The 11,711-nt window shown below is 65.6% G+C and carries 11 protein-coding genes and 1 pseudogene; 4 read left to right on the top strand and 8 right to left on the bottom strand.

Annotated elements, in window-relative coordinates:
• From AC1D2L_RS25425 to AC1D2L_RS25400, 6 genes are all read right to left on the bottom strand, one after another.
• Nucleotides 1-654 (bottom strand): ABC transporter permease (locus tag AC1D2L_RS25425; protein ID WP_476848684.1); only part of this gene is annotated, 654 nt, incomplete at its 3' end.
• Nucleotides 655-808: 154 nt separating this feature from the next.
• Nucleotides 809-2,206: an FAD-dependent oxidoreductase gene (locus AC1D2L_RS25420; RefSeq protein WP_476848683.1), complete on the bottom strand. Its 1,398-nt coding sequence runs from the start codon at nucleotides 2,204-2,206 to the stop codon at nucleotides 809-811.
• Nucleotides 2,203-2,499 (bottom strand): (2Fe-2S)-binding protein, encoded by a 297-nt coding sequence (locus tag AC1D2L_RS25415; RefSeq protein WP_476848682.1) that lies wholly within the window; start codon nucleotides 2,497-2,499, stop codon nucleotides 2,203-2,205. Before AC1D2L_RS25415 ends, AC1D2L_RS25420 begins: the two co-directional genes overlap by 4 nt.
• A 46-nt stretch (nucleotides 2,500-2,545) precedes the next feature.
• Nucleotides 2,546-3,697 (bottom strand): NAD(P)/FAD-dependent oxidoreductase, encoded by a 1,152-nt coding sequence (locus tag AC1D2L_RS25410; protein ID WP_476848681.1) that lies wholly within the window; start codon nucleotides 3,695-3,697, stop codon nucleotides 2,546-2,548.
• 36 nt (nucleotides 3,698-3,733) lie between these two features.
• Nucleotides 3,734-5,125, bottom strand: a complete 1,392-nt coding sequence (locus AC1D2L_RS25405; protein WP_476848680.1) for an MmgE/PrpD family protein — start codon at nucleotides 5,123-5,125, stop codon at nucleotides 3,734-3,736.
• Complete coding sequence (locus AC1D2L_RS25400) at nucleotides 5,126-6,211, bottom strand: NAD/NADP octopine/nopaline dehydrogenase family protein (RefSeq protein WP_476848679.1); 1,086 nt, start codon at nucleotides 6,209-6,211, stop codon at nucleotides 5,126-5,128. It lies immediately after the preceding gene.
• A gap of 251 nt (nucleotides 6,212-6,462) precedes the next feature.
• On the opposite strand from AC1D2L_RS25400, the gene AC1D2L_RS25395 reads away from it, so the two are divergent.
• Nucleotides 6,463-7,380 (top strand): LysR substrate-binding domain-containing protein, encoded by a 918-nt coding sequence (locus AC1D2L_RS25395; protein WP_476848678.1) that lies wholly within the window; start codon nucleotides 6,463-6,465, stop codon nucleotides 7,378-7,380.
• Here AC1D2L_RS25395 and AC1D2L_RS25390 read toward each other — a convergent pair.
• On the bottom strand, nucleotides 7,373-8,926 hold the full coding sequence (locus AC1D2L_RS25390; protein ID WP_476848677.1) for an ABC transporter substrate-binding protein: 1,554 nt from the start codon (nucleotides 8,924-8,926) through the stop codon (nucleotides 7,373-7,375). The two genes, AC1D2L_RS25395 and AC1D2L_RS25390, sit on opposite strands and share 8 nt — an antisense overlap.
• 221 nt (nucleotides 8,927-9,147) lie before the next feature.
• Nucleotides 9,148-9,270: pseudogene (locus AC1D2L_RS25385) on the bottom strand (integrase); the annotation flags it as partial.
• Between the two features lie 821 nt (nucleotides 9,271-10,091).
• Between AC1D2L_RS25385 and AC1D2L_RS25380 the strand changes: the two are divergent.
• The 3 genes from AC1D2L_RS25380 to AC1D2L_RS25370 all read left to right on the top strand — a co-directional run.
• Nucleotides 10,092-10,394: a DUF3489 domain-containing protein gene (locus tag AC1D2L_RS25380; RefSeq protein WP_476848676.1), complete on the top strand. Its 303-nt coding sequence runs from the start codon at nucleotides 10,092-10,094 to the stop codon at nucleotides 10,392-10,394.
• A gap of 20 nt (nucleotides 10,395-10,414) precedes the next feature.
• Nucleotides 10,415-10,855 carry a DUF2924 domain-containing protein gene (locus tag AC1D2L_RS25375; protein WP_476848675.1) on the top strand — a complete coding sequence of 147 codons (441 nt, stop codon included), beginning with the start codon at nucleotides 10,415-10,417 and terminating at the stop codon, nucleotides 10,853-10,855.
• A partial coding sequence (locus AC1D2L_RS25370; RefSeq protein ID WP_476848674.1) for a recombinase family protein occupies nucleotides 10,852-11,711 on the top strand: 860 nt, incomplete at its 3' end. The genes AC1D2L_RS25375 and AC1D2L_RS25370, both read left to right, overlap by 4 nt.

The following is an 11,711-nucleotide window of genomic DNA, read 5'->3' as shown; positions in this document are numbered from 1 at the left end:
GGCGCGGGCGGTGCGGATATAGTCCTCGGTCAGCACGCCGAGCATCGCGGCGCGCGTCACGCGCATCACATAGGCCATCATGATGATGCCGAGGTTCAGCGCGGGCAGCGCGAGCTGGCGCATGCGATCGGCGAAGTCGGTGCCGCTCGCAGCGCCGCCCAGCACCGGAAACCAGCCGAGCTGGATCGAGAACACGATCAGCATCAGGATGCCGGAGACGAAAGCGGGAAACGACAGGCCCACCAGCGAGACGACGCGCGAGACATAGTCGAGCCAGCCATTGCGGGTCAGCGCGGCTGCAACGCCCAGCGGCAGGCCGAAGATCAGCCCGATCACGATCGCAGCCAGGGTCAGCTCGATCGTCGAGGGCAGCACCGTCATCACCTCGTGGATGACTGTGCGCCCGGTGCTCATCGAGGTGCCGAGATTGCCGGTGAAGACGTCGCCGAGGAAGGCGAGGTACTGGACGTAGAAGGGCTGGTCGAGACCGAGCTTGGTGCGCAGCGCTGCCAGCGCCTCGGTGCTCGCCTGATCGCCCAGGATCACCGAGGCCGCATCGCCGGGGACGAGCCTGACCAGCACGAAAATCGCGGTCAGCATCACCAGCAGCGTCGGCATCGCCAGCAGGAGGCGTCTTAATGTGTAGGCGATCATGCGGCGCGTCTCCGATCTGCGGCTGCATTTGCAGGCCCGTTGGCCGCGAGCCGTGCCGGGCCGGCACCGCTCTGGTTCATTCGCATGGTAACCCTCACTGTTGGGGCGGGTCGGTGATGCCGGGTAGCGGCGGAGCCGCGGACGCTGCAGACGCTCATGCGGCGCTGTCCGTCTGGTCGAGGGCGGCCAGTTCGCCGAGCGTGACGGGCTTCAGCGGCGCCCGGATACGGTAGAAGCCGAGATCCTCGGGCGGGCGGCCTTGCGCGCCGGCGAGCACATGCATGACCGTGTAGCCGCACTGGCGGCCTTGGCAGGGGCCCATGCCGGCGCGTGTGAATGCCTTGACCTGGTTGGGGCCGGGCCGTCCGACCTGCGCGCGCTCGCGCAGCGTGCCGGCGGTCACCTCCTCGCAGCGGCAGACGATGGTCTCGTCCGGCGGCGCGAAGACCTGCGCGCGCGGGGCGTAGAGCGCGTCGAGGAAGGGGCGGAAGGCGAGTTCGCGTCCGAGCAGCTTGCGCGCGGGTGCGGCCTCGCTTTCGGCGATCACGGCCGAGACCTTGCCCAGCCGGGCCGCGACCGCGAGCCCCGCGAGCGTCCCGCGCTGCTCGGCGGCGATGGCGCCGGCGATGCCCGCCCCGTCGCCCGCGACGAACAATCCGGGCTGCGAGCTCTCGCCCCAGCCGTCGAGAGCCGGCGCATAGCATCGCTGGTCCTGCCGCCATTCGAGCTCGCAGCCCATGGCGTGCGGCGAATGGATAGAGGGCACAAGCCCTTCATGCACCAGCAATACCTCGGCCGGCGTCTCGTGCCAGCTGCCGCCCTGGGAACGATAGCGCAGGGTCTGGAGCCTGCCCTCGCCTCTCGCCTTGATCTCGGCGACATGCTTGACCGTCTTCACGCCGGCACGCTTCAGCGCAAGCTGCCAGGCCAGGCCCTTGAACAGGTCGCCGGCCTTGCCGAGTGCGGCGGGCAGATGCCGCAGCGCCTTGCCCATGCGGCCGGGCGGCGTCGTTTCGAGGAAACCCGCGATCTGGCCGCCAGCCGCCAGAAGCTGCGTCATGTAGAGCAGCGGCAGCGGCCCGCTGCCCGCGATCCAGACCGGCTTTTCCGGCACCTGATCGGCCGTCTTGAGCAGGATCTGGCCTGCACCCACGGTCAGCACGCCCGGCAGCGTCCAGCCAGGGAACGGAACAGGCCGCTCCTGCGCGCCGGTCGCCAGGATTACGGCCTTCGCCGAAACGGTGCGGGCCTTGCCGCTACTGGTGACGAACGCGCGAAAACCCGGCTCGATCTGCCAGAGCTGCGCGCCAGCCTCATAGGTCGCCCCACAGGCGCGGAAAGCCGCTGCACGCGAGGCACCCGCGAGATAGGATTCGCCCAGCCGCTGCCCGCGGGGGCTTGCGGCAACGGTCTCGACCGAGCGCCAGATCTGGCCGCCCGGCGCCGGCTGGTCGTCGACGACGAGGACATCGAGGCCGTGCCGCCGTGCGGCGACCGCCGCTGCCATGCCGGCAGGGCCGGCGCCGACGATGAGGAGATCGATCGCGCTCATGCCGACAACACCCTGCGTCCGAGCTGACGCGACACCTTCATGCCATCGCGCACCGTGGTCAGGCAGGTCTGCACCGAGCCGACGCCGTCGACCTCGGCCAGGCATTCGAAGCAGACACCCATCATGCAATAGGGCGCGCGCGGCGACTGCGTCACCGTCGAGGTGCGGTTCCAGCCCTCGGGCTGGCGCAGCAGCACGGCAGCGAGGTTCTCGCCGGGCTCGGCCGTCACGGCCTTCCCGTCAATCAGGATCGTCACGGCAGACGGCCCGGGATCATGCAGCTTTCGGAACATCAAAACGTCTCTGGTGGAAGGGGGCGGCCGGATCTCTGCACGGTGGTCAGGCTGCGGCGGCAGCGACCTGTCGGCCGTGGAAAGGCTGCAGGATGGCCGGGCGCTCGCCGGAGATGATCCACTCCGGCAGCAGCGTGGCGTGCACCGGGGCCATGCCGACCGCGCCATGGCAGATGAAGGCCCAGGCACCATTCACGGTCTGGGACGACCCATAGACCGGGTGTCCGCGCTCGAGCTTCGTGCGGATGCCCGACCAGTGCCGGACGAGCTTCAGGCCCTGCAATTGCGGGAAGAGCTTCACGGTCTTCCTCGCGAGCGAGACGGCCGCCGAGACGTTGGTGCTGCGGTCGAGCCCGACCTTCTCGGCTGTCGCGCCGATCATCACCGTGCCGTCGACGGTCTGGCGCAGGCCGTTCATCATATAGGGGAAGATGCGCTCGCAGCGTTCCGTGACGAGGATCTGCCCGCGCTCGGCTACGAGGCTGGCCTCGATCCCGATCTGCCTCGCGAGGTCGAGGGATTCGGCGCCGCAGGTGACCACGATCTTCGGCGCGCGGAAGCTGGCGTCGCCGCTCGTGACGAGATGAATGCCGGCCTCGTTTCGGATACCGGTGACGCGATGACCGGGCAGCAGCGTGCCGCCATGGCTTTGGAAGCCGGTATGCAGCGCCAGCAGCAGCTTGAGCGGATTCACATGGCCGTCCCGCCGGCAGAAGCTCGCCCCGCTGATGTCGGCGCCGAGCTGGGCGCGCGGCATCAGCTTCTGGAGGTCCTGGCGCTCCAGCATCTCGAAATCCGGCTCGGGCTCGCCGGACTGGAGGTGCAGCGCCTGCAGCATCTCGCGCCGCGATTCCAGCGAGCCCGGCGCGTTGTAGAAGAGCTGGTTGCTGTTGCTGGCGCTGGAGCAAAGGTAGAGCCCTCCATCCAGCTCGAGCTCGACATCGGTCTTCGCGACGTCGCGCAGTTCGCGCGCGAATTCGACCCAGCTGTCGGCCGCCCGGCGGGTGATGTTCTGGTATTCGGGGCAGCTGGCCCCTTTGCCGGATGTACGGATCAGGCCGAAATTGGCTCGCGAGGCGCGGAAATCGGTGTCGTCTCCATCCAAGATTACGACCTTCTGGCCGGCTTTCGCGAGGCCATAGCCAACAGCGGCGCCCAGGAGGCCGCCTCCGACGATGATGACGTCTAGTTCTTGCAACGGAGCCTCCGCAGGCAGTCTGCGCATCTGATCGGGCTATGCGGTCGCCTTGTCGGGAGCCGACAGGAGATGGGAAAGTCGCGAGGGCGCGGCGCCGGCGAGCGCCTCGATGGCCTCCAGTGTCGCGTTCTGGCGCTGCTCGGAGATGGATGCGCGGGTGAGATCGAGGAATTTCTGGCGAAGGAGCGCCGAACAATCCCCCATCTGCCAGTCGCCGCTGCAATGTTCAGAGCGACGTTCGATGACGCGATCGCCGCAGCGGACGCGCAGGACGGCGCCGGTACTGGCCGGAAACGCAGCTTCCAGCCCGGGATCTTGGCTCAGCGTGACGAGGCGGGCCAGCGAGATGACCGCTGCATCGCCTAGGAAGGTGTCGTCGATGACCGCAACGGCCTCGCGGCCCGCGACCAGGGCGAGCGCGACGCAATAGGGAAAGCTGTATTGCGCGGAGATCGCGTTCGGCGGCGCCGGATAGTTGTTGAGCGAGAGGCCCCGGCGATAGGTCGCGATCTCGATCGCCGTGATCTCGCCCGGTTGCAGGCCCTCGTCGCGAAGTGCCAGCGCCATGTCGATCGCCGGGTGGATGTGGCGGCAGGCGGAGTAGAACTTGAAGTAGTTGCGCGTGATCTGCCATTCGATGGGCTCCCGCGGCAGGATCACGTCGCGGTCGAAGAGTTTTGGATTGTCGAGCGCGTCGCGCGGCCCGGTCGCGCCTTCGGCCGCCATTTCCGCTGCCATCAGTCCGGTCACTGCGGCAAAGGGAATGCCTTCCTTGATCGTGTTGCCCTTTTCCTTGCTCCAGCCATTGGCGAGCAGGTTGGGGCCGAGCGCGCCGGCGATGGACAGCGCGTGGCAGGTCGTGTCCTCATCCAGACGCAGCAGGCGTGCAGCGGTCGCTGCGCAGGCATAGGCCATCCAGCGCCCGCTGGCGGATGTGTCGAGAGCGGGGATATCGCGCGAGGCCGAGACGCGCACCGCGATCTCGTAGCCGACCGCGATGGCCGCCAGCAGGTCTGTGCCGGGCGTGCCTTCCCGTTCGCCGAGGGCGAGCGCGAGCGGCACGATGCCCGCGGCCGGGTGGCCGCAGGCAAGGCGGTGCCCGTCATCGAGATCGAGCGCTGTGGCTGTACTCGCATTGGCGAAGATGGCTGCGGTGACCGACGCATTGGCCCCATGCTGCCAGACTGCGCTCGCGCCCGCGCCCCAGAGACGACGGCCCAAGGCGCGGCCGATCCGGCCGATCTCGGTCTCGGCTCCCACCGCCGCACAGGCGATCACGTCCGGCACGACCATCCGGGCGCGGCGCAGCGCTTCCTCAGGAATGTCCGAAGTCCGCGTCCCCACGACGAAGGCAGCCAGAGACTGGGTCAGGAAGGGCTGCCGGCCGGATGCCCGGCCCGGCGCCTCGTTGCGCGAGCAGTCAGCCACTTAGGCGGCGCTCCCCTGCCAGCCTTCGCGCACCAGCGTCTGCAGTGCTGCGGGCGTCATGCCGCCGAGATCGAGCGCGGCGAGGATATCGTTCTCGGCCCGGAAGTCGCGACCGTAGAGCGCCGCGAAAACCGTGATGCCGGCATCGTGGATCGCAGCCGGCGCTCCGGTGATCCTGCCGAGCAGAACCGTTGTCAGCAAGCCGAAAGGCACGTCCTCGGTGACATAGCGCGTTGCGACATTCGTCGGGCCCTTGGGCGCGCCGCCCTGGTTGTGCCGGGCCAGCGCCATCTCGCCGACGGGGCCGTTTGGGACGCCATAGGACGCATGATAATGATCCCGCACCGTCTTCAGCGCGTAGCCAAACCGTTGCGCGATCTCGAGGCGCTCGCCGTCGAGCCCCTCGCAGAGCCGGCCGACGCTGTCGGTGATGTGCTCGTGCTGCCCCCAGACCTCGCCCTTCTCGATGCGCGTGAAGTTGCACAGGGACACGCCCATGTGGTTCTGCGGATTGAGATTGCCCAGCGTGATCACCAGCAGATCGTCCTGCAAGGCAAAGCGCGGACCGAAGATCGCCTCGCAACGCGCCAGCGCCTCGGCGTTCCGGGAGGCCGGGACGGAGGCCATGTCGATCGTCTTCTTCACCGCTGAGACATTGACGGCCGTTGCGCCATTCTGCCGTCCGGTGACCAGCGGTACGCTCCAGGCGACGACGGGCGCCGCGACACCGCGTTGCGCGAGAAGCTTGGCGATATAGAGCGCACTGAGCGAGATCTGCGAGCTGACGATGACGATCTGGTTCGCCGAAATGTGCGGCGCGATCGCATCCATCACCGCCTTCTGGCCATAGGCCGGCAGGGCGACGACGATGGCATCGGCGCCAGCAACGAGCGCCTCGGCCGAATGCGCGATGGTGGGAGCGAACTCGCCCGCAACGACGCCCGTCGCCGTGAGCGGGGCGCCCGAGGCCAGTTCCTGAGTGCGGCGCCCCGAGGGCGACCACAGCGTGGCCGCGTGGCCGTTCTGGATGAGGAAGGCGGCGGCGCCGTAAGCAACGGCGCCAGCGCCAGCGATCGCGATACGCATCTAGATGTCCCAGAAGAGACGCCAGATTCAGCCGCGGGCAGATCGCTCTTAGATCAAGCATATACCAGGATATGCTTTGCGAGGCGGGTGACGATTTGCAGGATTCTCCGAGAACCTTGCGAAATCATGCCCTGATCTGCTTTGCGGCTCAATCCGTGGCGACCGGTTGAACTTTGTATTGAAACGGTAACATCGCGACCCTATAGCGTCGAATTCCAAATCCCGCGAGGCGTGTGCCAAAAGGTTATCGGATGAGGCGACTGCTCAATCTTCGCCAGGTCGAGGCGTTCAAGTCGGTCATCGAGAACGGCACCGTGCGCCGCGCCGCCCAGCTGCTCTTCATTTCGCAGCCCGCCGTCAGCAAGCTCATCGGCAACCTGGAGGCGGATCTGAAGCTCGAACTGTTCGAGCGGGTGAAGGGCCGGCTCGTGCCGACCGAGCGCGGCATGCGCTTCTATGAGGAGGTGGACCGGATCTTCTCCGGCCTGCGGCAACTGGAGAACGCAGCCGACGCCATTCGCCGCCAGGAACAGGGCAGCCTCACCATCGGTGTCATGCCCACCATCGGCAGCTGCTTCATCCAGGACGTGACGACGACCTTCTTGAAGGCGAGCCCCGAGGTCTATTGCACGATCTTCGCACGCACCTCGGCATGGCTGGGCGAATGGCTGCATGCGCGCCGCCTCGATGTTGCGATCGTCAACTGGCCGATCGACACGTCATTCGTCGCGACGGAGGTCATCCTCGAAGAGCCGCTCGTCTGCATCATGCCGGCAGACCACCCGCTTGCGGCGCGCGATGTCGTGGAGCCGCACGATATCGACGGCGTGCCCTTCGTCTCCTACGGGCGCGAGAACCTGACCGCGGATTCGGTCACGCGGACGCTGGACAGGTATGGCGTGACGCAGAATGTGGTCCTGTCGGTCAATCTGGCGAGCACGCTCAACCAGTTCGTCGCGGCGGGGACCGGCATCTCGATCGTACACCCGCTGAACCTGCGGGGCGTCGGTCCGGAGATCGCAATCCGGCGCTTCGAGCCATCGATCAAGATGGCCTACGAGCTCTGCTGGCTGCGCGACAGCCGCAACCAGAAGATCATCGACCAGTTCGTCGAGGAGACCCGCTGTGTGGCGAAGCGGGTCTCCTCGGAGATCGGCGCTCTTACTTGAGCGTCGTCAGCTCCGTGATGGGCGGGGCGAGGTTCATCGCACCCTTGAGCTCGTAGCCATAGTCGACGCGCGGGCTGCGGCCCCAGGTCAGCAGCAGCTCAAACAGCGGGACGGCGCAGACGTCGTCGTGGATCTTCTTCTGCGCGGTGCTCCAGAGCTTCTTCTGGGCGTCCTGGCTCGGCGCCAGGCGCGCCACCGTGATTTCCTCGTCAGCAACGGAGCAGTGCGAGAAGTTGGTCACGCCGGTCGGCTTACCCGGGATCGCGTCGGAATGGTAGAACTCCGACAGATAGGTGTCCGCCAGCGGGAAGCGCGCCGCGCCATACATCACCATCGCGCTCGTATTCTTGCGGATGAGGCTGTGATAGGTGGCATTGTCGACGACCTGCAGGTCGATCTTGATACCTGCGCGCGACAGCTGCGCCTGGATGATCTCCATGATCGCGAGCTGCGAGGCGCTGTTGGCGGAGACGACCTTAAGCGTGAAGCCCGCGGCATGGCCGGCTTCCGCCAGCAGCGCCTTCGCCTTGGCCAGATCGAACGTCACGGAGCGGGTCGCGCAGTCCTCGCCGAAATAGCCGTTCGGGACGACCGAGCAGCCCTTGGGCGCCACATCCGCGCCGAAGAACTTGGTGAAGGCGTCGGTATCGATGGCGAGTTCGATCGCCTTGCGGACGCGAACGTCGTCCAGCGGCGCGATCGTGCGGTTCAGGTGCAGCGTGCGGAACTCGCCCGGGCGCAGGATGTCGACGATCATGTTGCCGCGCTTGCGGGCGGCATTGACCCAGCGCTGCTCGCGCTTGCCGGCGACGATGTCGAGTTCGCCGGAGGTGAAGGCGAGATCGCGCGCGCTGTCTGACGGGATCAGGCGATAGAGGATGCCATCGAGCTTGGGCGTACCGCGGAAATAGTCCTTGTGGGGCGCGAGCTTCACATGTTGCTGGGTCAGGTGCTCCTCGAGCTTGAAGGGCCCCGTGCCGACCGGATTGCTCGAGAATTTCTCTTGCAGTTCCTCGGCGGCGCGTTTGCTGACGATGTTGCCACCGTGATAATTAGCGACATTACCCAGGAAATTTGCATCCGGATATTTCAGTGTGATGCGGACAGTATGGTCGTCGACCTTCTCGATCGATTCGACGCCAGCATAGTTGGCGGCAAAGGAAGAACTCTTGCTGCTAGCGGCGCGCCGCAGGGAGTAGACCACGTCATCGGCCGTGACCTCGCCCCAGTTTCCGTGGAACTTCACGCCCTTGCGCAGATGGAAGGTCCAGACCTTGCCGTCGGGGCTGGTCTCCCACTTCTCGGCCAGATCCGGCTCGAGCTTGCTGGGGTCGGCGCTGCCGGGTGGGAAGCGCACGAGGCCGCTGAACAGCCAGCCCATCAGCGGCTTGTCCGTGGTGGAGGTGGCACGGTGCGGGTCCATGGTGGAGACGTCCGCGCCGCTGGTGCTGATACGAATGAGATTCTGCTGGGCGACGGAGTCCGTCGCGGCGAGGCCGCAGCCGATCAGCATGGCAAACGCAGATACGATAGAAAGCTTTTTCATGGTCCCCTCGACGAAAACGCCAGCCGAGGCTAGGAGCCAGTTCCCTCTACGTCGAGTTCCAATAAAACCGCGCCCTATAGCCATGGGTTATCGAGTTTTGGCGCAGCGCTTCCTGCTTGGGCCGACGTAACGAAGCATCGCATGCCGGCCCGTCGTCTGCGCAGTTTAGTCTCCCCGACGGTGTCGAAATTCCGGCTGCGCGGACCGCGGTGCCGCGTTCGTCATAGATCCGTCTGCTCGAAGATGAGCAACGCATCGTCGACCTCGAGACCAAGATATCGGACTGTGCTCTTAAGCTTGGCGTGACCAAGCAAGAGCTGACACGCCCGCAGCGACGCGGGCCTGCCGCGCCAGTCATAATAGCCTGACGCGGGGCCCTTGAAGACACGGGCCATGGTCTTGATCGGAAAGACGGCCTGATGCGCGCTCATGAACTGGAAAACCCGTTCGGGTTCGCCTTGCTCTCCCGCGCGAACCAGGCCGCCGCCTTTGACAGGATATCGCGCTCCTGGCGCAATCGATGGCTCTCACGGCGAAGACGGATCAGTTCTTCACGCTCTGCGCTGGTCGGGCCATCGCTGCGCTTGCCGGCGTCGCGCTCGGCCTGACCAACCGAGTTGGCGATCGACTGCGCGGTCGGTCAAATCCCGGGCAAGCTCGTCAGGCGTTCGTCCGGATCGGACCCAACTCTACCATCTTGTCGCCGGAACTCCGGCGGATAGGCACCTCTAAAACGCGGCATCGGACACTCCAGAAAATGACTTCAAGGATCTCCACAAAACCGGGGCAACTCCAGCTCTAACTCCCACTCCCACTCCCACTCCCACTCCCAACTGTCGAAAAGCAGACGTTCCAAGAGTCGGCAACCGGCCACCTCCGGCTGCTTGACCTTTTGGCGTCAGCGGGCTGCCGGGAAGCAGACGTTCCAAAGGTCAGCTAGGGGCCAGCTGCGGAAGTATGAGCGGACTTCAGGATCAATGTCAGATCAGACAGCCTGTGTTTTTCGTGGCCGCTCGATCGACTGGACTTCGTTCGCACAGCAAGCATTGGTGTCCGTGGCGACGCGACGAGACGCGCCGATCTTCTGAGGCAACCCTGCCGGCCTGGCGCCGCGGCGGGGTCGCGGTGGTGACGGGATGACCCCGTCTGCCCCGAGGAGATCATCATGTTTCGTCGAACCAGCAAGACCGCGCCAATCGCATCCCTACCTCCGGTGGCCGTCGCCACAAGCGCGATTTCAGCCCCGCGTCCGAGCAGCAAACTTGGCATCGTGCTCGGTCTGCTTGAGGCAACGGAAGGCGCCAGCCTGACTAAACTCGTTTCAGTAACGAACTGGCAGCCTCATACCGTACGAGCAGCTCTCACCGGCTTGCGAAAGCGCGGCTTTGTCATCGCGATAGAAATGGGCGTTGCCGCAGATGGCGCGAGGATTTCAGTCTACCGTATCGCTGCGGGGCAGGCCCAATGAGCCCGACCACGCAGCCCAGAATGGCCAAGCCTGCGGTGTCGGGACTGACCGACGAGTTGACGAGCCTCTCCACGCTGGGGTTCGATGAGCTGCGCGGCCGCTTCCGCAAACTCTACCGCACTTCAGCTCCCGCTGGCCTCTCGCGCGAGATGGTCGCGCGCCTGGTTGCTCATCGCATGCAAGAGCAGCAACTCGGCAAACTCAACGCCGAACTGGCACGCCACCTGGCAAAGCTGGCGCGGGGTCAGGAGACCCGTCGACGGATCAAGACAGGATCCGTGCTGGTGCGCGAGCATGATGGAGTTAGCCATGAGGTCGTGATCGTTCCCGATGGCTTCCTTTGGAACGGTGAGACCCATCGCAGCCTCTCAACCTTGGCCAAGCGCATTACCGGCACGACCTGGAACGGCCCGCGCTTCTTTGGTCTCCGGCAACGCCCGCCCGTCAGGGTGTCGCCATGATCACGCCTCCCACGACCAAGCCGCAGCGTTGCGCGATTTACACCCGCAAATCGACCGAGCATAATCTCGACCTCGCCTTCAACTCGCTCGATGCGCAGCGCGAAGCCTGCGAGGCCTATATCAAGAGCCAGGCCCATGAGGGCTGGAACCTGATTGGCGATCGCTTCGATGATGGCGGCTTGTCTGGCGCCTCTTTGGAACGCCCTGCCCTGCAGCAATTACTCGATGCGGTTCGAGCGAAACGCATCGACATCATCGTCGTCTACAAGGTCGACCGTCTCACCCGCTCGCTCGCCGACTTTGCCAAGCTCGTCGAGCTGTTTGATGAGCACGGCGTTTCGTTCGTCTCGGTGACGCAGTCGTTCAACACAACAACGAGCATGGGCAGGCTGACTTTGAATGTCTTGCTGTCATTCGCCCAGTTTGAGCGTGAGGTCATCGGTGAACGCGTCCGCGACAAGATCGCTGCCTCTAAGACCAAAGGTCTCTGGGTCGGTGGTCCCATCCCCCTCGGCTATCGCAGCGAGAAGAAGCAGCTCATCACCGTCGAGCAGGATGCTGCGCTAGTGCGTCGCATCTTCAAGCTCTATCTCGATCTCGGCTCGGTCGGCGCGGTCGCCGAGACGTTGGACCGTGAGGGCATCCGCACCAGGTTGGGCTGCAGCTTCCGGGTCGGCATGCTCGCCCACCTGCTCAAGAACCGCTTCTATCTGGGTGAGATCGTCTGGCGCGGCGTGTCGCATCGCGGAGCACATGAGCCGATTGTGACGCTGGACATATTCGATGCGGTCCAGCGCGCGCTCGCGGCGGCGGCCGTCGATCGCAAGGGCCGATCGGCCAATACCGCCTTTACCCC

It is taken from the genome of Allobosea sp. P1_B10 (genome assembly GCF_056406735.1).
The sequence above is the reverse complement of the archived record's forward strand: the minus strand, read 5'-3'. Positions and strand labels throughout refer to the sequence as shown.